Origin of the sequence: Bacillus sp. T3 (assembly GCF_033449965.1) — a bacterium.
Classification (GTDB): Bacteria; Bacillota; Bacilli; order Bacillales; family Cytobacillaceae; genus Bacillus_BU.
The window spans coordinates 4,376,191-4,396,360 of record NZ_CP137761.1; the positions used below are offsets into that span (position 1 = coordinate 4,376,191).

General features: G+C 37.4%; 24 protein-coding genes and 1 pseudogene. 4 read left to right on the plus strand and 21 right to left on the minus strand.

The genetic code is table 11. The annotated features are described in order from the left end of the window. Nucleotides 1–406: 406 nt before the first annotated feature. The 3 genes from RGF10_RS22460 to RGF10_RS22470 all read right to left on the minus strand — a co-directional run bounded on the left by RGF10_RS22460 (nucleotide 407) and on the right by RGF10_RS22470 (nucleotide 1,947). On the minus strand, nucleotides 407–1,342 hold the full coding sequence (locus RGF10_RS22460; RefSeq protein WP_318505913.1) for a dipeptidase: 936 nt from the start codon (nucleotides 1,340–1,342) through the stop codon (nucleotides 407–409). Nucleotides 1,343–1,454: 112 nt separating this feature from the next. Beyond that, nucleotides 1,455–1,625: a hypothetical protein gene (locus tag RGF10_RS22465; RefSeq protein ID WP_318505915.1), complete on the minus strand. Its 171-nt coding sequence runs from the start codon at nucleotides 1,623–1,625 to the stop codon at nucleotides 1,455–1,457. 109 nt (nucleotides 1,626–1,734) lie between these two features. Continuing rightward, the gene (locus RGF10_RS22470; protein WP_318505916.1) at nucleotides 1,735–1,947 is read right to left on the minus strand and encodes a hypothetical protein; all 213 of its coding nucleotides are present in this window, start codon (nucleotides 1,945–1,947) and stop codon (nucleotides 1,735–1,737) included. A 314-nt stretch (nucleotides 1,948–2,261) separates the two neighbouring features. On the opposite strand from RGF10_RS22470, the gene RGF10_RS22475 reads away from it, so the two are divergent. After that, nucleotides 2,262–2,624, plus strand: a complete 363-nt coding sequence (locus RGF10_RS22475; protein ID WP_412176760.1) for a cytochrome-c oxidase — start codon at nucleotides 2,262–2,264, stop codon at nucleotides 2,622–2,624. 84 nt (nucleotides 2,625–2,708) lie between these two features. Here RGF10_RS22475 and RGF10_RS22480 read toward each other — a convergent pair whose 3' ends face one another. Beyond that, nucleotides 2,709–3,533: an ABC transporter ATP-binding protein gene (locus tag RGF10_RS22480; RefSeq protein WP_318505921.1), complete on the minus strand. Its 825-nt coding sequence runs from the start codon at nucleotides 3,531–3,533 to the stop codon at nucleotides 2,709–2,711. A gap of 283 nt (nucleotides 3,534–3,816) precedes the next feature. After that, complete coding sequence (locus tag RGF10_RS22485) at nucleotides 3,817–4,794, minus strand: ABC transporter substrate-binding protein (protein ID WP_318505923.1); 978 nt, start codon at nucleotides 4,792–4,794, stop codon at nucleotides 3,817–3,819. A gap of 218 nt (nucleotides 4,795–5,012) precedes the next feature. Here RGF10_RS22485 and RGF10_RS22490 point away from each other — a divergent pair. From RGF10_RS22490 to RGF10_RS22500, 3 genes and pseudogenes are all read left to right on the plus strand, one after another. Further along, nucleotides 5,013–5,988 (plus strand): annotated as a pseudogene (locus RGF10_RS22490) (FecCD family ABC transporter permease). Continuing rightward, nucleotides 5,988–7,016, plus strand: a complete 1,029-nt coding sequence (locus tag RGF10_RS22495; RefSeq protein ID WP_318505925.1) for a FecCD family ABC transporter permease — start codon at nucleotides 5,988–5,990, stop codon at nucleotides 7,014–7,016. Before RGF10_RS22490 ends, RGF10_RS22495 begins: the two are co-directional and overlap by 1 nt. An 81-nt stretch (nucleotides 7,017–7,097) precedes the next feature. After that, nucleotides 7,098–7,691, plus strand: coding sequence for an MSMEG_1061 family FMN-dependent PPOX-type flavoprotein (locus RGF10_RS22500; RefSeq protein WP_318505927.1), 594 nt, complete (start codon nucleotides 7,098–7,100; stop codon nucleotides 7,689–7,691). Nucleotides 7,692–7,776: 85 nt separating this feature from the next. On the opposite strand, the gene xerA is transcribed toward RGF10_RS22500, so the two are convergent. The 16 genes from xerA to cobO form a co-directional block, all read right to left on the minus strand. Then, nucleotides 7,777–8,619: a site-specific tyrosine recombinase/integron integrase gene (gene xerA / locus RGF10_RS22505; protein ID WP_318505929.1), complete on the minus strand. Its 843-nt coding sequence runs from the start codon at nucleotides 8,617–8,619 to the stop codon at nucleotides 7,777–7,779. A 247-nt stretch (nucleotides 8,620–8,866) separates the two neighbouring features. After that, complete coding sequence (locus RGF10_RS22510; RefSeq protein WP_318505932.1) at nucleotides 8,867–9,022, minus strand: hypothetical protein; 156 nt, start codon at nucleotides 9,020–9,022, stop codon at nucleotides 8,867–8,869. 205 nt (nucleotides 9,023–9,227) lie between these two features. Continuing rightward, the gene (locus RGF10_RS22515; RefSeq protein WP_318505934.1) at nucleotides 9,228–9,416 is read right to left on the minus strand and encodes a hypothetical protein; all 189 of its coding nucleotides are present in this window, start codon (nucleotides 9,414–9,416) and stop codon (nucleotides 9,228–9,230) included. Between the two features lie 312 nt (nucleotides 9,417–9,728). Beyond that, nucleotides 9,729–10,307, minus strand: a complete 579-nt coding sequence (locus RGF10_RS22520) for a biotin transporter BioY (protein WP_318505936.1) — start codon at nucleotides 10,305–10,307, stop codon at nucleotides 9,729–9,731. A gap of 357 nt (nucleotides 10,308–10,664) precedes the next feature. Further along, a complete protein-coding gene (locus tag RGF10_RS22525; RefSeq protein ID WP_318505938.1) occupies nucleotides 10,665–11,312 on the minus strand; it encodes a hypothetical protein in 648 nt (215 codons plus the stop codon). A 221-nt stretch (nucleotides 11,313–11,533) separates the two neighbouring features. Then, nucleotides 11,534–12,196: a hypothetical protein gene (locus RGF10_RS22530; protein WP_318505940.1), complete on the minus strand. Its 663-nt coding sequence runs from the start codon at nucleotides 12,194–12,196 to the stop codon at nucleotides 11,534–11,536. A gap of 14 nt (nucleotides 12,197–12,210) precedes the next feature. After that, nucleotides 12,211–13,143, minus strand: a complete 933-nt coding sequence (locus RGF10_RS22535; protein ID WP_318505943.1) for a M56 family metallopeptidase — start codon at nucleotides 13,141–13,143, stop codon at nucleotides 12,211–12,213. Nucleotides 13,144–13,160: 17 nt separating this feature from the next. After that, entirely contained in the window at nucleotides 13,161–13,556 is a 396-nt protein-coding gene (locus RGF10_RS22540; protein WP_318505945.1) for a BlaI/MecI/CopY family transcriptional regulator, read from the minus strand. Between the two features lie 420 nt (nucleotides 13,557–13,976). Next, complete coding sequence (locus RGF10_RS22545; RefSeq protein ID WP_318505947.1) at nucleotides 13,977–14,879, minus strand: GHMP family kinase ATP-binding protein; 903 nt, start codon at nucleotides 14,877–14,879, stop codon at nucleotides 13,977–13,979. A 27-nt stretch (nucleotides 14,880–14,906) separates the two neighbouring features. Continuing rightward, a complete protein-coding gene (gene cbiB / locus RGF10_RS22550; RefSeq protein ID WP_318505949.1) occupies nucleotides 14,907–15,869 on the minus strand; it encodes an adenosylcobinamide-phosphate synthase CbiB in 963 nt (320 codons plus the stop codon). Nucleotides 15,870–15,874: 5 nt separating this feature from the next. Continuing rightward, nucleotides 15,875–16,498, minus strand: a complete 624-nt coding sequence (locus tag RGF10_RS22555) for an adenosylcobinamide amidohydrolase (RefSeq protein ID WP_318505951.1) — start codon at nucleotides 16,496–16,498, stop codon at nucleotides 15,875–15,877. 100 nt (nucleotides 16,499–16,598) lie between these two features. Further along, on the minus strand, nucleotides 16,599–17,210 hold the full coding sequence (locus RGF10_RS22560) for a histidine phosphatase family protein (protein WP_318505953.1): 612 nt from the start codon (nucleotides 17,208–17,210) through the stop codon (nucleotides 16,599–16,601). Further along, nucleotides 17,210–17,950 (minus strand): adenosylcobinamide-GDP ribazoletransferase, encoded by a 741-nt coding sequence (gene cobS, locus RGF10_RS22565; RefSeq protein ID WP_318505956.1) that lies wholly within the window; start codon nucleotides 17,948–17,950, stop codon nucleotides 17,210–17,212. The genes RGF10_RS22560 and cobS overlap by 1 nt, the downstream gene beginning before the upstream one ends. Beyond that, nucleotides 17,947–18,486, minus strand: coding sequence for a bifunctional adenosylcobinamide kinase/adenosylcobinamide-phosphate guanylyltransferase (cobU, locus tag RGF10_RS22570; RefSeq protein WP_318505958.1), 540 nt, complete (start codon nucleotides 18,484–18,486; stop codon nucleotides 17,947–17,949). Before cobU ends, cobS begins: the two co-directional genes overlap by 4 nt. Beyond that, a complete protein-coding gene (cobD, locus tag RGF10_RS22575; protein WP_318505960.1) occupies nucleotides 18,477–19,589 on the minus strand; it encodes a threonine-phosphate decarboxylase CobD in 1,113 nt (370 codons plus the stop codon). The genes cobU and cobD overlap by 10 nt, the downstream gene beginning before the upstream one ends. Next, nucleotides 19,589–20,134, minus strand: coding sequence for a cob(I)yrinic acid a,c-diamide adenosyltransferase (gene cobO, locus RGF10_RS22580; protein ID WP_412176658.1), 546 nt, complete (start codon nucleotides 20,132–20,134; stop codon nucleotides 19,589–19,591). Before cobO ends, cobD begins: the two co-directional genes overlap by 1 nt. Between the last annotated feature and the right edge of the window lie 36 nt (nucleotides 20,135–20,170).

The following is a 20,170-nucleotide window of genomic DNA, read 5'->3' on the forward strand; positions in this document are numbered from 1 at the left end:
ATAATGTAGTGCCAGACTTCTATTTTATCAAAGCCACGTTGCAGTAAAATTTCAAATAGCTTTCTTTATTAATACAAAACACATATCGCAACAGTAAATGATTCGTTTAAATCGAAGCAGAATGTGGGTAATATAGGCACTTTATTAATTATCGCATTATCGCAATTTTTAGAATTTTAGTCCATGAGGCTATTATATCGTTTTCTCTACAGTAAGGGTAAGAATTAGCACGGGAAACTAGGGGATATTTGTTAAAATCGTCCGTTGATTTCCACTCCAGGTGCTCCCTTTCCGCGGGGGAGTCTCGCACCTTCCGTTTAAATCAACAAATTGCTTAATAATCAACAACGTCCTTTAATACTGACAATAAAAAAGGAGGAAATGACATCTCCCTCCTACGTGTTTTTTAACGATTATTAGCTGGTAATCGATTGAGAAAGTTTTGATAGGCAAAGCCTCTTACTTCTTCCTCTTTATAAAACTTTAATAGTTCATTGATTAAGTTTTGCGTATTGGCTGCATTTTCAAGATTGAGCACAAATTGGTTGATGCCATCAAAATCCGAACCAAAGCCAATGTGATTTAGGCCTCCCAATCCACAAAAATGATCGATATGCTTAATCAGATCGGCAATCGTTGCCTTTCCGTCTTCTTTAATAAACGGTGGATGATAGACGACATGGATAGTCCCACCTTTTTTGATCAAGGCTCTCGCTTGTTCATCTGTTAAGTTCCGAGGATGAGGGCATAGTCTTTTTGAATTCGAATGGCTGGCAATCGGATATTTTGCAAGCTCTATCACATCCCAAAACGCACGCTCACTTAAATGCGACACATCGGTTAAAACTTTATACTGATTGTTAAACGCGACAACTTCCTTGCCGAACAGCGTCAGTCCGCTGCCGCGTGGTTCGCCTGCTCCATCTGCAGCTAAATTTGCCGTATTCCACGTCAGCCCAACAGACATAACGCCAAGCTGAAACAGAATTCTCAGCTTGGCGAGGTCGTTGCCAATTGCATCCACTCCTTCAAGCGTCAGCATCGCTCCTATTTCTCCAGCCTTCAACTTATAAAAATCAGACCACTTTTTAATTTGCTTCACATCTTCGTTTTTCCCAAGCACTTCCGTGTAAAAGTAATCCACTTGTTCAAGGACTACTTGGAATTTCTGGTCCTGAGGGATGTCTGGCTCGATGAAAATGGCGAAGCATTGGACTTTAACATCACCTTTTTTGAGCCGATCTTTATTCGTATCAAGCCCTGGTGCATTCGTGAATCGTAATTGACCTTTGCCTTCCCATAGCTTGAGCAATGCGTCACAGTGGAGATCGATCACTTCCATATTGTTTTCCTCCTTTCGCTTTGAGTTTTCTATTTTTATTTTATGCTATTTTCCCAACGCTTAAGAATAAAAATCCCATCCTCATAATTCCGAACGAGGATGGGATATCTTTTTATTTTAGCTGATTTTTGATGATTTGGTTTTTCTTTCCCTCGGCGAAAATGTTTGTTTCGTTGTTGATTTTACTAGCTGATATTTCGTCCTTATTAACGAGGTTTGATGTTCCATACGTAACGGGTTTTAAATTGTTATTTGGCGCACCTTGTTCATTCCATTTTCCCATATGCATCAGTCCTTTTCGTTTTTTATAGTATGAGAAAAAACGAAAAATTACATACAGATCCATTTCAGTACACTTAGCTATGAAAATCCAGGTGGCTTACATTTAATAATTATTGAGCATCTTTTTCTGTTTCTGATTGATCTGTATTTTGATCAGTTTCAGCATCTTGGTTATCATCTGTATTTTGATCAGTCTCTGCATCTTGATTTTCCTCAGTGGTAGGGTTTTCGTTTTCGTCGTCCTTGTTCGAGCATGCAGTTGTAACACCGATTAAACTGATTGCTACCATTAATGCTAATATCCATTTTTTCAAACCATTCATTTTCAATTGCCTCCTTGACTGTTGAATTAATTACAGTCCTATCATACAAAAAAGCCCGCAACAAAAGATTGAATTTTCAAACACTTCATAATAATTAACCCCCGCTTTAACTTTTTCATCATTTATTAACGATATGAATCACCTATTCCCGACTAAACTCTCTGGCTTTAATGAAACTGTCCCGCTTTTGTCCTATTGTGCCTAACAAATTCTTTTTCACTATTTTCACAGTGAATTTGTAATACACCACAATAGCTGTTAATAAAATGTTAGTGGTAGTACTTTTACCAAAAATAATAAAGGAGGAATTGATGATGGGTGCAAAGTGGTTTAAGATTGCGGTGGTCTATTTTGCAATTGGTATTATCCTTGGGATCGTAATGGGCATTATTCATGATTTTGAATTAACACCTGTCCACGCGCATATTAACCTTCTCGGCTGGGTATCGATGGGGCTCTTTGGAGCATTTTATCATTTTTATCCACAAGCGGCAGAAACAAAGCTGGCAAAAACACACTTTTGGCTGCATAATTTAGGTGTTCCGCTTATGCAAGGAGGCTTAGCCTATTCAATCTTGTCTGGAAATGAATCCGCCGCAATCGTTATTATTGTTGCCTCGATCGCTGTTGTATTAGGCGGACTACTATTTGCTTGGAATGTGTTTAAAAGTGCTTAAAGTTTAAATAGAATATTAAACCAGGCTATCGTTATTTACGATAGCCTGGTTTTTGTTTTAATCGGAATAACTCCAGTAATCATACTAAAATGTAGAAAGTGCAGGCTCTAACTCTCGTTGATTCTCCTTAATTAAATCATAGGTTATACACATCGGTTTCCCTGTTCTTGGGTCACGACCGATTTCAGCATCAATATTAAAAACGACTTTCAATATTTCTTTTTGCATGACTTCTTCACAAGTTCCTGCTTTAATAAGAATGCCATTTTTCAATGCAATAATATTATCTGAAAAGCGCGCTGCATGGTTTAAATCATGTAAAACCATGATTATTGTTCTATTTTGTGTCTCATTTAACTTCTTCAGCAATTCAAGAACTTCTAATTGATGTGCCAAGTCTAGATAAGTGGTTGGTTCGTCTAAAAAGATAATTTCAGTCTCTTGAGCAAGTGCCATTGCAATCCACACACGTTGTCTTTGTCCCCCTGAAAGTGAATCAACCGTACGAAATTTATAATCGAGTGTATTCGTTACGGTTAAAGCCCAATTAATGACCTCATAATCCTTAGGCGTCAATTTCCCTATTCCTTTTTGATAGGGGAATCGTCCATAAGAAACCAGTTCACCTACTGTTAAACCAAGAGTACTATCATGAGTTTGTGGTAATATCGCCATTTTCTGTGCTAGTTTTTTCGTATTTTCTTTAGCAATTGATTGGCCGTCCAATAAAATGCTACCACTTGAGTGTGGAATAATTCGAGTTATTGCCTTTAGCAAGGTAGATTTGCCACAACCATTAGGGCCAATTATCGTTGTGATTGCATTATTTTCAATCTTTATATTCATATTTTTTACAATTACATTTTCTTGATAACCTACATGTAAATCTTTGGTTACTAACCTGTTCATACCAAGGCCCTCTTTCTAATAATCTTTAACCCATATTCAGTCTATATAAAAATATCTTATACTTATTGATAATGAGAATCAATAACGAATAATGTCTTAGGCGTGAACTTTATGTATGGAAATTTTTGACTCGCTCATTATTGGGGGTGATCCCACTGAAATGTCTTTCTGCTGATTCCAGCAATGGATTCTGCATATTTTTTCAATATTTAAAGGAAAAATGCAAACAAAAAAGGGAATAAAATAGGCTATCACATGATAGTAGTGATAGCCTTTAACTATATTATTTCACGATGCTTTTTAAAATATTATCGATAATTTGATCATTCGCGATTGCACCAGTATACAACCAGCTTTCATCAGGGGAAAACTCATGTACATTTCCAGCTTTTACAGCAGGAATACTCTTCCATAATTTATCATTTAAAGTTGGTGATCCAGTTGCTGTATCACTATTGATTAGGAAGATATGGTCTGCGTCTAGCTCAACTAATTTTTCTAATGAAATAGCATTCCAACTACCTGTCCCACTAGCTGAAATCTCTTTTACCACAGCAGGTACTTTTAAACCTAAATCTTCATACATTACAGCACCACTTGATACGGTTTCACTTACGATGAAGAAGTTCCCGCCTACTAACCATACGGCAGCAACAGAAGGAGTACCTACAGCTGTTTTTATTTCTTCTTTAGCCTTTTCCGCTTTTGCATCGTAATCTGCTAACACTTTTTTAGCTTCTTTTTCCTTGCCAAAAATTTCACCAACCGTTAACAATTCATCGCGCCAGTCATTATTCACTTCTTTACCAATGACATAAGTAGGAGCGATCTTGTTATATTGCTCGTATTTACCGCCTTCAACCATACTTGCAGAGTCCATAATAATTAAATCTGGTGAAAATTTTTGAACGGCTTCAAATGGTAGGTCATAAGGAATAGTTGGAACTCCTTTTAAACTATCTTGTAAATACCCTTGGATACTAGCCCCATCATTTACACTCCACTGAGCAACCGGCTTAATCCCTAAAGCTACCAGATTGTCTTCAAGATAGGAAGCAATGACACGCTTTGGATTTACCTGGACCTTCACTTCATTGCCCATTGCATCTGTTAAAACACGCTCGGTTGTTGCTTCTTTTTTAGTACTGTCATTAGAGTCTGCCTTGTTTTCTTCTTTAGTTCCACAAGCTGCTAGCGATACTGTAAGCAGTCCAACTGCAATTAACTTCATGATATTCTTTTTGCTCAACCCAATAACCATTGGAATCCTCCTAATAATATGATAAACTATCCCTAGATGAAAACGATTATCATTTCCATTTAAAATATATATTTACTTTGCTATGTTGTCAATAATATTTTAAAATAAAATCTTAACCATCATTCGAAGAAAGAAGTCGTTAAAATATGGAGCATTTTGAACAAACTTCTACTAAATCACCAAAAAAGATATTATATAGAAATAACATAATCGGAACCATGATTTTGTTTGTTGGTTTACCGTTATTATTGTTTTCAATCATTGTTTCTATCCATTTTGGAGCAGCCGATCTCAGCCTTTCTACGATATGGGAAGCTATATTTTCTTATGATAGTGGAAATTCCTCGCATACCATTATCAGAGAGTTGAGGCTACCAAGGGCAATTGCTGCAGTTTTAGTTGGAGCAGCTTTAGCCGTTTCTGGTGCCATTATGCAAGGAATGACAAGAAACCCGCTCGCAGAACCGTCGATTTTGGGTGTGTCAGCAGGCTCTGCTTTTTTAATTGCGATTGCTATTGCATTTTTACCTGCACTATCAAATTATGGATTAATCGCATTTTCTTTTATTGGAGCTGGGTTAGGAGTTGGCTTAGTGTTTGGAATCACCTCTCTATCTAAGGGTGGAATTTCACCGGTCAAGCTTGCGTTAGCAGGTTCAGCCATTACATCCCTGCTTAGTGCACTATCGACTGCCATTGGGATTAAATATAATGTTTCAAAAGAAATTAGCTATTGGTATGCAGGAGGAATCTCTGGTGTACAAATGCAACACATAACTTTCCTCGTTCCATTTGTATTGGGTGGATTAATCTTAGCGATTATGTTGTCCCGTTCTATTACGGTCCTTAGTTTAGGAGAGGAAGTTTCGAAAGGTTTAGGGCAAAATACTGGCATCATTAAATTGTTAGGAACAATCGTCGTTTTACTCCTTACAGGAGCGGCGGTTTCTATTGCTGGGATTATTGGATTTGTCGGTCTAGTAATTCCCCATATTACACGTTTTTTAGTAGGCGTCGATTATCGTTGGATTATCCCTTGCTCTGGGATACTAGGCGGAATCTTATTAATTGGTGCAGATATTATTGGCCTGGATGGTAAATGCTCCTTTTGAAACTCCTGTCGGTGCTATCACTGCTATCATTGGAGTTCCATTCTTCCTTTACCTCGCAAGGAAAGAAGGGAGAGGACTATAATGGAAAATCTATTATCCAAAAACCCAAAGAAGAAATTTATTTTCCTATTTTCAACTATAAGTATATTAACAATCATCGTATTTATCCTTAGCATTAACGCAGGGTATATCAAGATCCCGTTCGATGCTGTTTTCGCAACGTTAATCGGCCAAGGTACAGAACAAAATGCACTAACTATTTTTGACTTCCGTTTACCAAGAATCATTCTAGCACTACTTGTTGGGATGGGTATCGCTGTATCCGGAGCCATTCTCCAAGGGATATCCCAGAACCCCCTTGCAGATCCAGGCATTCTTGGTATCAATTCTGGTGCTGGATTAGCGGTTGTTCTTTACATGTTTTTCTTCCAAGAAACAGTTTTTTTCAAAGGGATATTATCGGTATTTATCATGCCTCTGACTGCCTTAGTAGGAGCATTTGTTGCCGCCATATTAATTTATAGCCTTTCTTGGAAAAATGGAAAAGTCACTCCTGTTCGATTATTGTTAGTCGGGATCGGAATTAATGCCGCATTTGCTTCAGGACTAATCATTTTTCAAATGAAAATGGAACCGATCGACTTTATGAAAACAATCGTATGGTTATCAGGAACGATTTGGGGAACAAATTGGACATTTGTGCTCGCCTTGTTACCTTGGCTGTTCTTATTAATTCCTTTCGCAGTATATAAAGCTAGATTCTTAGATGTTTTACTTCTTGGTGATGAAGTCGCTACTGGTGTAGGGGTTCACATTGAAAGAGAAAGACGATTATTACTTATTGTCGCTGTTGCCTTAGCAGGAGTTTGTGTATCGGTCGGTGGAGGAATTACCTTTTTAGGATTAATTGCACCCCATATTGCAAGACGTCTAATTGGGGCAAGGAATGTGAAGGTTCTACCATTAACCGCGATCATCGGTGCCTTATTACTGCTATCAGCTGATACACTAGGCCGAGTCATTATGGCACCTATGGAATTACCAGTCGGATTAGTTCTTTCCATCTTAGGTGCACCTTATTTCATTTACTTACTTATCAAAACCGTTTAACTTTTAACTATTAAAGTTAAACGGTTTTTCATGGACGAATTGAAATTTTTTTAAGTTGAGATAGAAAGGAATTAGGAGAGAATGGAGAAAATTGATTTTTCTAGCGAAGCCGTTACTTCGGAGGCAGAACTTAGGGAACTAATCGGGGTTCCTCATAATTACGTATTGAAAAAGAGCATTTCGATTCTAGATGAGCATTGTAGAAGATTCATAGAGATGTCTCCGCTGTTGTTCCTTTCTACCTCTAACGCTAACGGGACATGTACGGTTTCTCCTCGAGGGGATTTACCAAGCGAAATTAATATATTAAATCAAACTCAATTAGTGATTCCTGATCGTCCTGGTAACAAAAGACTTGATTCGTTTGAAAATATATTATCAAATCCACATGTCGGGCTCGTTTTCCTAATACCTGGGTTAGATGAGGTACTCCGCATTAATGGGAAAGCAACCATCATACAAAATAAAGAAATCCTAGACAAATTAAGTAAAACGGGGAAACCTCCATTACTTGGAATTGGGGTAGATGTAGAAGAATGTTTTATCCATTGTTCTCGTGCACTGAAAAAATCAAGAATTTGGAACCCCGACACATGGTTGGATAAAGAAGCTCTCCCATCAAGCCTTGACATATTTCATGCTCATTTGAAGATTAGTGGAGTGGAATTGAAGTAATATTTATTTACTTCACTATGGCCTAAAAACAAAAAGACACGCATTCATAGATGGGTGTCTTGATATTGAAGTTAATTTATTTAGCCTAAAAATATTTACTGTAAAAATCATGTCTCAGTTTTCCACTCAGCTGTGCATATATTTTGGTCGTTTCACTCTTCTCATGGCCAAGCAGGCTTTGGATCACTTCAAGTGGTGCACCGTTGTTCATCATATGTGTAGCATAACTGTGGCGTAACTGATGTGGATGTATACTCTTTTTTATGCCGGCACGGTTCGATATTCGTTTGATAATATATCGTAAGTTATCAATACTCATCCGCCTTTTTGGCCTTCTTTCCGTAATAAATAAACAAGACTCTTCATCATCTCGTTCATCTAAATACCTTCTTAACCAAATGGAGCAACGGGTATTAAAGTATACTTCCCTTTCTTTATCACCCTTTCCATGGACAATGACTGTATTTGTCCAAAAATTAATATCATCGCGATTTAATTTTACAACTTCCCCAATACGGCAACCAGTTGAATACATAAACTCAAATAGTGCATTTTCCATTGTTGTCTGACATGCTTCTCTCAGATGTTCTATCTCCATGTCTGAAAGGAATTTTGGAATTCTTTTTCCCAATTTCGGCTCTTTTAATTTGGCAGCTGGATTATTTGAGATATATCCTTCTTCATGTGTCCATTTGAATATTGACTTAATGCAGCGGACCCTATGCCCCAAACTAGATCGCTTCAAGTGATTTCCTTCTTGTACAAGATATTCTTTTAGTTTCTCAGTAGTCAATTCACTCATATCCACATCACCGAAGTACCGTAATAGGAGGTTATATTGAAAACAATATGTTTTTAATGTAAGGGATGAATATCCTTCTATACTTTTATCTTGTTGATATTTTTTCCAAGCTTCGGATAATAACATATTCTTTCACTCTCCTACTGTATAAATCCATTAATCTAAATTCTATTATGTTCAAGGAGAGTTTATTTCATACGTTGGATATACAAGAATCGTAGATAATTTATTTTTAAACCTCAAGAAACTTAGTAATAATAATAGAATAGGACCCTTTTCTCAACTTAAGAAGCGCCCTTTTCTTGAGATTAAGTTAGTGATTACTGTCAATAGCCTATTAAACTAACTCACCCTGTTAGTTCAACAAGAAATTTTATTTTTCATCTTCTTTATCAGGTTTTTTTTCTAAAAGTTTAATAATTAATTCATTCTGATTAGTTATTTTATGTAAATCTTTTGATATTAGTGGTAAATAGTACATTATAAAGACAGCAACGGCTAAAAGAAATAGTACAGAAACAAATTGCAATTACCTCATCTCCTCAAAATTATCTTATTAATAAACATTTTTTAATTAACCTAGCCCTTTAGTGAAAAGCTACTGTTCTAATTGAACAATCGCTCCTTTGTAAAAGTATAAGGCTTAACAATTTCTATTCCTTACTAACATTAATATTAATTTGAAAACACGAGAGGATTTTAGGGCGTATACACTTATTTCGGCACTCAACCTCTTATGCACCAGAGGAAGCCATAACAGCTATGCTCCATACAATTAAAACAAATGATATAGTAAGCCAAAATGTGTTCATAGCTGTAGGTTGGTCTTTTTTTATTTTCTTTAATATTTCTACAAGATTAAGACAAAAAATAATAGCTAAAATTGGCATTAAATAGATACTAATAAAACCAAACATTATCATTTGTAATCCCCCCTTATCAAAAAGATAGAAATCACATCACCAAAATAACACCGCCTGTATTACATTATATTCCAAAATCTGTGCAGTCACTATAATTTTAAATTGAACTAAACTGCTCTATAACCGATTAAAGGGCTAAGAAAAATGGACTGCTCAAAAAACAGTCCATTTGTTGAAGTTTCGCGCCCATTAATTGCATAAATAATAAAGCTATTTTTGCGCGGATCGGAACCCATTTACGGGAGAACTAAAAGATTATTAGCCTTTCTCTCCGAGCTAGCTGAAGCATAAACTACAAATCATTAATATTTTTTAGGCTGATTTTATTTGGTCTTTATTTTCTGAAAACAATAACCTAGCAGAAATCAAGCGGTTTCGAACTAAGACACCAATCCACGAAGCAAGGGCAGCCTTGATTAACCCAACAATGATAAATGGAGTAAATCCTCCTGCAAAAGCAGCTGGCCAAGAAAGCTCGGCAGCAACCTTTAGCCACGCAGTGCCAAATGCCAAAGTAACGAGCATTCCAATACTATTAGCAATCACTGCATTCTTGAAGTTGTAGGCTGTTTTTTCCATAAACCATCCGATTAGAAAGGCAGTTGGAAGGAAGCCAACTAAATAACCTCCAGTAGGTCCGATAAGCTTTGAAACTCCACCTGAAAATTCAGCGAATACTGGTACTCCTGCGGAACCAATAATTAAATATAAAATGACCGATAAGGTTCCGTAACGAGAACCTAGGATTGTTGCTGCTAACCCAATAGCAAGGGTTTGTCCTGTAATTGGAACGAGCGGAAGCGGAATTGTAATTTGGGCCATTACGCCAATGATTGCAGCAAAAAGTGCTGTCACAATCATCATTCTCAATTTAAATTGTTGTTTTGCCATTTGTTTCTCCCCTTTAAGTGTAAACTATTTTAATATTTGGTTAACAAATAAACTTTATTAATATTTAAAACATTTGTCAACCAAAAAAGAGGTGCGATCGCACCTCCGATGATTTTATTTCAAAATGTCTGAAAGGGTTTCAAATGAAACATAAAAAGAAATGGCATTCATCCAACTTGTTCACTAAATGACCCAAAAAGTAAGAGCACAATTCTTTTGGAATTGCGCCCTATAACTGAATAACTAAAGTTGCTCATATACTGTTGAACAAACGGAGCAATTTAAATACAATGTTTCCACAATTAATTCGTTTATTGTCAAATCTTCTACTACTTCTATATTATGTTAGACGGAACCTCAGTTGACTTCAATCTGTATTAAATTAGTATCAAGGTTTAATCGTCCTTTTATTTCATCCGTAATATTAAAGAAAATATGTTCCCCTGCTTTAACATTTTTTGTTTTATAACCCTGGGCTGTATTGACAGTGCCATCAGTTCCTGACTGTGTCCAAATAGTAGTATTAATATTTAAGATATGATCAATACAGTTCCCTCTAATTTTCCCTTTTTCTAACCATTCACGGGGTAAAAAATCGTAACCCATACTTTTTTCCGATACAAGAATTTCCACGTCCCCCGCAGGAATCGTAACTTGTCCATTCTTCGGAATTGATAAACCATTAACTTGCAACTCATATATGAACTGATTTTGGGAAAATTCCAACATTTCTTCATCCGAATAATCATTTATTATTTGTTTAATAATAGTCATTAAATATTGATTTCGCTCATTCATAAACTCATTTTGCGTTTGCAGCGATTCAATTTCATTTTTATATTCTGAAATACTTTGCTCCAAATTCTTTATATCGATTTCAACTTCATTTTCCGGGCTTTGCGTTTGTTGTAAGTCATTACCATTTTTGCATCCAATTAATATGGTACTTGTTAATAAGCACAATAATGCTATGATAATAACTTTAGTTTTTCCAATACTCTTCATTTACAAGCCCTCCTTCTAACACTAACCTCTAATTATATTTTACTATAATTATCAAAGCTCTTTGTGACGGTTATTGAAGTAATCTGTCTTATTTATTGATTAAAAGAAGGAGAAATGGCTGATTAAATGAACAGTCTATTTTATTGCATTTTTTCGTCCTATTGTGGAATATCATTAATAAAAATTTGATTTTTTGTTAAGCCTGATTTATGTTTCCAAAATCATTTTAATGACGAAATTATTTCTATCAACTCAGCATACGGAATTTTCCCACTAACTTGTATTACTACATCATTTATTATCGAGGTAAAAATTAATAAATCTTTATCATCGTTATGAGGAGTAAAATTCCAATCTTGAGTACCAATTTGAACTATTTTTTCATTATATCCTGGAGCATGTAAAGGATTCTTCTCGGATGTTTTAACATTCAAGTTGCTTTCCCAAATATGCACTTCACCACTTGAAGTATTGTAAAGTAGGTCCACATTACGTTCTTTCGTATTTTCTGAAACTGGATTCATAAACGCACTGGTTAAAGACAATTTATTTGTTTGCGGTACAAGAATCTTAAATGGAGCATTTTGTTGAATAGTATGTAATCTCTCCTTAACTGTTTCTTGAACAGAAATTACTTTTCTCACCTCAGAGTTTTCCTTAACTATAATGGGCTTATTGGCATTATTTACTGGTTTATTCTTACTAATTCCAGTCTTTTGAGTTTCATTAGACTGTTCTCCTTTGGTTGCTGCTTCTACTGTAAAATCTTTACCGTTAAGGGATAAAACATCAGTATTTATAAATGAAAACATGATTAGTACAATGACCACCGTGAATCCTAATACAGACCACTGATACGATTTATTTTTGAATTGTTTTATCATATGTATTCTCCTCTTTAAAGCCTGTTTTCCCCGGCCATGTTTACTAAATTTGAAAGCTCATAATATCCCGAGGATTCGTCCAATATTTTAATAATCGTCTGTCCATATTCTACTTTTTGATTTATACCCACGTAACTAAGAGCAAGTGCATCACAACCGATTTCCTGATCTTGACGCATTCGCCAATATGCATACCACATAATGGGATTAAACCAGTGAAGAATTAATAGTCCATTCATTAAACAATTCATGATAATGTCTTTTCTTTTTATATGAGCAAGTTCATGATGGAAAATAAACTGCAATTGATTATCTGTTAATCTCTCTAATTGTTTTTTAGACAACAAGATGCGCGGTTTAGTAACCCCTATAACTGAAGGGCTCGTAAGTTTTCCAGATAAAACTAAGGGAATCCTCATATTTATTGACATTCTTTTCTTACAATGTTCAAATATCTGTTCTACAATTGGATCAGCAATATGAGGTTGACGTTTAACATATAGTAATACACGTATATTTTCAACAACAGTTAATATTCCAAAAAAAAGGATCCCTATTACCCAAATATACATAGAGATTTGAACAAAAGAAACTGCTTGGGATTTTAACTCTGTCTTTTGCCTTGAAACATTTTTTTCTGGAAAAACTGATTTAACTGAGCTTATGATATATGTAGACTCTTGGTGAGATGGAACGGTCATCGCAATCGTAGAAGTATGTTTAATTTGAGGTAGAAAATCATGTAATTTGTTTAACCCTTCAGGAAGTGGCGGAAGCATAAGTCTAAATACCAGCGTAAGCCATAGAATATAATGCCATCTTGGCGGTAACTTGTCCTGAATGATCGTCTTAATGAGCAGGATAAGTCCCACTAAAACAGTACACACAATAGTTGTATCAATTACCCAATAAAAAAACTGCTGAAGAAAATGATCAAGGGTACTCATAATCGTGTTCCTTTCATTTATCTATTATCCGAGTTTTTATCAGTCTGATCATCAAGAATCTGTTTTAATTCATCAATTTCTTCACGAGTCAGTTTTTCTTCACGTAAAAAATGAACCAATAACGGTTTGAACGCTCCACCATAAAGGCGCTGTAAGAAAGATTTTGTTTCTACTTGAAGATAATCATCTTGCGAAACAATTGGATAGTAAGCATACACTTTTCCTTTTTCCTGTTGGAAAGCAATAGCCCCTTTCTGGACCAGTCTGTTTAATAATGTCCGAACTGTCTTTGGGTTCCAATCTGTTTGATCTTCAAGCATTCGCACAACTTCATTTGCTGATAAAGGAGAATTAGTCCATAGGATCTTCATAACCTCAAATTCAGCTTCTGATATTTTTGGCAGCTCTTTCATATCCTTCTCCCTTCTTAAGATTACAAGCGTAATCACAATATGATATTACAATTGTAATATCAAACTTCAAAGTTGTCTATAACCTCTTTCTATATTTTGTTAAATTCACCAAATCCCATAACTAATTTAACTATAAAGGAATTAAGTAAGAGTCCTAATATTCTCTTCACCCATTACGATTTTCATTAAATGTGGTATTCAAGAAAATGGCCCGATTGTTGAAAATCTTAATATATGAATATTTTTCTGTTCCTATCTTACCAACCACCTTACTAAATTCAAATATTGTAGTTGTCCGTTTGAATCAAACAAGATCTAGATAAATAACCTATTCGGAATCCTAATCAGCAGAAAAAAATGACTCTTCCTTTTAAAGAGTCACGCCCGTTTGATTAGAGTAAAGAGTAGTCACAACAAATATTAAAAAAAGCTCATAGACTGTTCTTCACATAGAGTTTCTATGGAATTTCCATTTACAAACAAAATTGGTTTTATTCCAACACCTTGTTTTTTCTTTAATTCCAATTCAATATGCTTAATTAACTCTTTAGTTTTATTTAGATTTGGTTCAACCAAAATCCCTATAACTGTTCCGCTATGTGCACAAACTATTCCTCCACCATATGAATGAGCTAATTGCTCGAATTCAGCGAATAAGGGTTTTGGTAGGAATTTTTGATTAATAGTCGCACTAATTGTACTTGCAACACATAATAGTGATAAATCACTATTTTTAATACCTTTTTTCGCTAACTCGTATGCCTTCAAAAACATACATTTATCATTTAAACTATAATCCTTTGGAATTTTATTAAAGGCAATGGTATCAACTACACCACCGAAGTCAAAACCGATTAAATGATATGGGGGTATTGGTCCAAGATTCTCGATTAATTTTCCATTTAAAAAGTCATAGGCGACTGAATCTGGGTACATAACACCATCCGTTGGCTCGACCTCGATTGCGATGCAGGATATTAATTCTTCTGAAAGAGTTAAATTAAAACTATCCGCAACAGCTCGCATTGCTGCAACAATATCAGCCGAGCTACTAGCCAGCCCTTTCCCTACTTTAATATTTGAATTAATAATTAAGGTACCACCAATATCTATCATAAAGTGCTGTAATAGTTTTTCACACGCAGCGATTGCTTTTGCTTTGTTAGGAGACCCAATTATCTCTGTTGATGAAAAGTTAGGAAAAAATGTAGCTTCACTTTTTAAAGATGGGATTGGTAACGTTATTAAAAATGGGGATTTATCTAAAACTCCTTGAACTAATTCACCAAATGTTCCATAGCAAATACCCTTCCCAATTTTCATATTAAAACTCCTAATCTTTCAGCAATCTTATACGTAATGTAATACGTAGGTTAATACTAGTAATAGTAAACAAAAAACAAATGATGTCAGGTTCATTATCTGCACAGTTTTTATGATGTCATCTGCTTCAATCCGCCTAGTTGCTTCTCCCATTTTCGCACGATGAGAAACAACACCGTTATAATAATTTGTCCCTCCTAGCTGAATTCCTAAACCACCCGCAATCATAGATTCAGTTATCCCACTATTTGGACTTGGGTGAAGATGAGCATCTCGAATAAGCATTCTCCACGCATTTTGTATACTTAATCTCTTCATTAGACTTGCAAATAATAGCAAAAATGCTGTTAATCGAGCTGGTATATAATTCGCCACATCATCCAGCCGCGCTGAAGCCCAGCCAAGATTTAAGTATTTTTCATTTTTATATCCAACCATGGAATCTAACGTATTAACGGCCCTGTACGCCATCGCCAGTGGTGCCCCACCGATTAATGCAAAAAATAACGGTGAAATGATAGCATCCACTATATTCTCCGCCACGGTTTCCACCGCACCTCGAGAAATTTCACTCTCATCTAACTTCTCGGTATCTCGTCCAACAATCATTCCCAAGCTACGGCGAGCGGCTTGAAGATTACCAGTCTTTAAATGCTGATACACTTCCATCCCGGCATCGCCAAGTCCCTTCACGGCTATTGTTGTCGAAATCAACCAAATTTCAAGGGCGATCGCGAGCCAATCGTGAACCAATCTAGCTCCATACAGCAATGCCCAAACGACTACATATGAACCTCCGACAATGATGACAGGAAACAGCAGCCCCGCTATTTTAAGCGAACTTTCCCTACTCACAAATTTTCGAATCCACTTTTCTAATTGGCTAATGCACCTACCAATCATAACGACGGGATGCAATAAAAACTTCGGATCCCCCACCACTCTATCAACTACATAAGCTATAAAAATATAAATCGCTTGAATAAGCATGGCTCCTACATATCCTCCTGTGATTGGACCACTTCACGGATGGCGTCATAAACTAGACAGCCGATTGCATTCCCAATGGATGTTGCGACCCCTGCAAATTGGTGTGTTTGATATTTGCTCGAGTTTTGACTCACAGCCACGACAACGGAATCCGTAGTCGTTCCCGTCGCTTGCTCGCCATTTTCATCGAAAATTCCTAAATCTTGTAAGGCTGCTGCTTTCGCTTCCGTCGCCGTGATAATCGAATTGACCACCGCTGATTGGGTCATACTGCTATCAATAAACAAAAAAACGTTAATCGTTGAACATTGGTAAGCAGGGAATGTTGCTCGATGCTTCCCCGCTCTGGCTCGATTTCCAATCCCAGCCGTCACAACACAAACCATCCGAAACTCATCCCCAACCACTTCTTGTACAGATGCAGTATGAATATATGCAGCAGTTTGAAGCCCAATCGAACGAGAAACTGGGTATCCCCACCCCGCAAGCATCTCTTCCATTAGCTTTGTTGGGTCTGTCGCTGAGTAATCAAGCGGAACCTTCCAATTGACGAAGTGATTCGCCCGATTAAGCCCACCCCCATACACCGCACTGCTTAATGTTTCGACCGGCTCAGGTGTGTGGAACAACAAATGGTCTTCTTTTTTTCCATCATCAATCCTGGCCAAACAGCAGATTGATAGCTATTTTTTTCTCGAAAAGGTTGCATCTTCATTTCCCCAAACAAATCTATTTTATGAGCTTCGCATTCGAAAACTCTCTCGTCCCCTTGTCATACTCAACCACTAATCCTGTCCCATGTTTAATGCCGTCATGGTTCCAGAATTGTCTTTCATCACCGATGAGCCACTTGCTGCGGAACCAGCGAATCGGCCCACCATGGCAAACAATCAAGATTTTTTCGTCTTGAGCTGATTGCTCCAACAACTGCTCAAGCCATGCATCAAAGCGTCTGCCCAAATCCAACAGCGTTTCACCATTTGGCGGAGCCAACTCAAACGGATTATCAATCCAAGAAGTCGCTAGCACAGAATCGGACTCCATAATTTGTTCATACGTCAATAGTTCCCAATCTCCAAAATGCATCTCACGAATAGCAGATGAAAGCTCAAGTTGTTTGAGGTTTAGACTTTCCCCAATCATTTTCGCTGTCTCTTGCGTTCTACTTAAATCACTACTATAAAAAGAAGTAATGTTATCTAGAAAATGATTCGGGAAAATTTTCGTAAAATGAATAATTTGTTGACGTCCAACCTCATTTAGCGCTGGATCAGAATGCCCTAAATATTGATTTGCTGCGTTTTCATTGGTTTGTCCATGTCTAACAAAAATAAGCTGCATTACAGAATCCTCCAAATTGCCAAAGATACAAATAAAGCGACTACCTCACTCCATTCAACAAGTGCCCCGTAGCAGTCCCCTGTCAGCATCTCTAATTTTTTATAAATATTAATCGCAAGCAGCCCACTAAAAATGGCTGTGCCTCCTAGTATTAGAATGCCAATACTTCCTATTAAATAATAAGCCACGATTAAAATAAATAAAAGATTCAAAAAAACAATGATCACAGACAAAGATGTCCGCAGCCCTGCTCCAATCCCGCCTTCTTGTCGATATGGAAACAAGCGAATCGCGCTAATTAACAAAAATCTAGCAAAAATTGGACTCATTACTAACATAATCGCACGATCGTGTTGCAGCAATTCATAAACGGCCACCCATTTTCCACCGATTAAACAAATAGCCGCAATGACACCCATTGCCCCAACGCGACTATCCTTCATTATTTCAAGGATTTGCTCACGGCTTTTATTGCTGCCAAAGCCATCCGCTAAGTCCATCCAGCCATCAATATGTAAACCACCCGTAATCCAAATCCACATTAGCACGACCAAAAAGGCCGTGACCGTAGTTGGAAATAATCTTTCCAAGCCCCAAGAAGTCAGATACAAAATAGCCCCAATCACAAGTCCGACCAATGGGAAATAGATTGCACTTTTATGCCAATCATTTTTTGAAATATTGATTTGTGGTAACGGGATACGTGTTAAAAACATCAATGCCGCCAAAAATGCCTTCATAACTTTAACCTCACAGGTAATCCAGATAGAACCGCGTAAGCTTCATCCGCTGCGTGGGCTATCATTTGATTACATTCTCCAAGCAGATCATGAAACAGTCTGCCGAGCGGTGACATGGCGACTCCACCTAAACCAACTTCACTGGAAACAACGATGATCTGTTGATGCATTAGCTGGATTTTTGCTAGCCATGCCTGAACTTCATTTAAGATTTCTAATCGATAGGTTTCATTACGGAGCTCTGCTTCAGGAATTTGAATGATTTTATTTGTCAGCCACGTTGAAAAGCAATCAACCAAAACAACCTCGTAATCCAGATACTGCTCACAGGAGCCGACGAGTTCATACGGCTGCTCGACTACACCCCAATCCTGAGGGCGCCTCTGTTGATGCTTCTCAATTCGGCTTTGCATTTCGGCATCCGTATTCACACCAAATGCGACATACAGGACAGACATATTCGAAGCTATAGCCAGCTTTTCCGCATACTCACTTTTACCAGAACGTACCCCACCTGTTACATAGGTTAACGCCATGTTTCCCATTTCCTCTCTTTTACAACTTCCAACAAGCAAGCTAGAAGTTGGTCATTCTCCTGCTTAGTGCGGACGGCAATTCGGAAGTCTTGCTCCGTTAAGCCCGGATACATCGCACAGGAGCGAATCATAATTCCCTTTTGCCCCATAGCCCATTGAAGCTCTTCCACTTTTAGCGGGCTTGGGAGTCGCACCAATAAAAAATTGGCTTGTCCAGGATAAACAAACCAGCCTAAATGTTTTTCAATCAAACGTTTGATTGAATTACGTTGTTCTTCAATTAAGGCAATCGTTTGCTCCTCATACTCTAGCTCATCTAAACATATTTCACCAGCCATTAGCGCTAGCTGATTCACGCTCCAGGTTACTTGCTTTTCTTGTAATCTAGCGATTATGTCCGGCTTTGAAACGGCATAACCAAGTCGCAGCCCTGGTATCGCATAAAATTTCGTCATCGAACGAACGATGATTAACTTCTTGTATCGTTGAAGCTGCGGGAGCAACGTCACTTGTGTATTTTTCGGAAGAAAGTCAATAAATGCTTCATCGATTACGAGATAGGTGTTGGTTGCTTCAGCTTCTATGGCAATTGCTATTAGCTCTTCTTCGGTATAAATCACACCCGTTGGATTGTTTGGATGACCGATAAATACAAGATCAACCTCTTTAAATAAGGAAAATAAATCGGTAAGGTCCGGTTTAAAATGGTACTCTTCATTGCCATAACAAGCTTTGATACTAGCTCCAAAAGCTGTTGCCAGTTTCTCATATTCTGAGAAACATGGGTAGATAACACCAACCGTTTTTGGCTCTAGCGCTAAAATAATCAGCGCCATACATTCGGCCGCCCCATTGCCAATTATAAGTTGATCTGGCGCGAGTCCAAACCTTGTCGCCAGTTTTTCCTTTAGTTTGCGTTGAGCCGGGTCTGGATAATGAACAATTTTTTCAAGCTCGTTGCGAAGAGCCTCCATCACACGAGGCGGAGGCCCTAGCGGGTTAATATTTGCACTATAATCTAACAGTGGCGTTGAATCGAGTCCAAATTGCTTTTGTGCTGTCAGCATGTCACCGCCATGGCCATATTTTTCAATCCATGCCATTAGTATTCAATTCCTTTCACTGCTGGAACGCCGTCCTGATAATAATGCTTAATTTCCTTCATTTCCGTTACTAAATCGGCTGCATCAAGAATTTCCTGTTTGGCACTGCGGCCGGTAATCACTAGATGCATACTTGGATGACGATGGTGGATGAGCTCGAGAACCTCTTGTATTGGCAGCACATCCTCAATTGGAAAGCTGTTAATCGCCAAAGCATTGTTTAATTCATCTAAAATAACAACATCGTATGCGCCAGATTGAACCTTTTCCTTAGTGAACTCCCACGCTTTTCTTAGCGCCTCACGATGTTCTTCAGGTGTTTTTGTCCATGTAAACCCAATCCCGACCTGATGCATTTCGATACCCATTTTTTCAAACATCATTTTTTCGCCGGTGCTGCGATCAGGTGATTTGATGAATTGAATCATCAGCACTCGCTGGTTGCGACCTGTTGCGCGGATCGCAATTCCCAGTGCCGCGGTCGTTTTCCCTTTTCCATTGCCCGTATAAACTAACACGAGACCTTGCTGCTGCTTTTCACTCAATGTCAGCACCGTCCTTTTATTTATTTTGCCACTTCG

Excerpts from the sequence above, each read along its gene's own strand:
- RGF10_RS22460 (WP_318505913.1), bottom strand. The coding sequence starts at position 1,342 with ATGGAAGTGATCGATCTCCACTGTGACGCATTGCTCAAGCTATGGGAA.
- RGF10_RS22465 (WP_318505915.1), bottom strand. The coding sequence starts at position 1,625 with ATGGGAAAATGGAATGAACAAGGTGCGCCAAATAACAATTTAAAACCC.
- RGF10_RS22470 (WP_318505916.1), bottom strand. The coding sequence starts at position 1,947 with ATGAATGGTTTGAAAAAATGGATATTAGCATTAATGGTAGCAATCAGT.
- RGF10_RS22475 (WP_412176760.1), top strand. The coding sequence starts at position 2,262 with ATGGGTGCAAAGTGGTTTAAGATTGCGGTGGTCTATTTTGCAATTGGT.
- RGF10_RS22480 (WP_318505921.1), bottom strand. The coding sequence starts at position 3,533 with ATGAACAGGTTAGTAACCAAAGATTTACATGTAGGTTATCAAGAAAAT.
- RGF10_RS22485 (WP_318505923.1), bottom strand. The coding sequence starts at position 4,794 with ATGGTTATTGGGTTGAGCAAAAAGAATATCATGAAGTTAATTGCAGTT.
- RGF10_RS22495 (WP_318505925.1), top strand. The coding sequence starts at position 5,988 with ATGGAAAATCTATTATCCAAAAACCCAAAGAAGAAATTTATTTTCCTA.
- RGF10_RS22500 (WP_318505927.1), top strand. The coding sequence starts at position 7,098 with ATGGAGAAAATTGATTTTTCTAGCGAAGCCGTTACTTCGGAGGCAGAA.
- xerA (WP_318505929.1), bottom strand. The coding sequence starts at position 8,619 with ATGTTATTATCCGAAGCTTGGAAAAAATATCAACAAGATAAAAGTATA.
- RGF10_RS22515 (WP_318505934.1), bottom strand. The coding sequence starts at position 9,416 with ATGATAATGTTTGGTTTTATTAGTATCTATTTAATGCCAATTTTAGCT.
- RGF10_RS22520 (WP_318505936.1), bottom strand. The coding sequence starts at position 10,307 with ATGGCAAAACAACAATTTAAATTGAGAATGATGATTGTGACAGCACTT.
- RGF10_RS22525 (WP_318505938.1), bottom strand. The coding sequence starts at position 11,312 with ATGAAGAGTATTGGAAAAACTAAAGTTATTATCATAGCATTATTGTGC.
- RGF10_RS22530 (WP_318505940.1), bottom strand. The coding sequence starts at position 12,196 with ATGATAAAACAATTCAAAAATAAATCGTATCAGTGGTCTGTATTAGGA.
- RGF10_RS22535 (WP_318505943.1), bottom strand. The coding sequence starts at position 13,143 with ATGAGTACCCTTGATCATTTTCTTCAGCAGTTTTTTTATTGGGTAATT.
- RGF10_RS22540 (WP_318505945.1), bottom strand. The coding sequence starts at position 13,556 with ATGAAAGAGCTGCCAAAAATATCAGAAGCTGAATTTGAGGTTATGAAG.
- RGF10_RS22545 (WP_318505947.1), bottom strand. The coding sequence starts at position 14,879 with ATGAAAATTGGGAAGGGTATTTGCTATGGAACATTTGGTGAATTAGTT.
- cbiB (WP_318505949.1), bottom strand. The coding sequence starts at position 15,869 with ATGCTTATTCAAGCGATTTATATTTTTATAGCTTATGTAGTTGATAGA.
- RGF10_RS22560 (WP_318505953.1), bottom strand. The coding sequence starts at position 17,210 with ATGCAGCTTATTTTTGTTAGACATGGACAAACCAATGAAAACGCAGCA.
- cobS (WP_318505956.1), bottom strand. The coding sequence starts at position 17,950 with ATGAAGGCATTTTTGGCGGCATTGATGTTTTTAACACGTATCCCGTTA.
- cobU (WP_318505958.1), bottom strand. The coding sequence starts at position 18,486 with ATGGCGTTAACCTATGTAACAGGTGGGGTACGTTCTGGTAAAAGTGAG.
- cobD (WP_318505960.1), bottom strand. The coding sequence starts at position 19,589 with ATGGCATGGATTGAAAAATATGGCCATGGCGGTGACATGCTGACAGCA.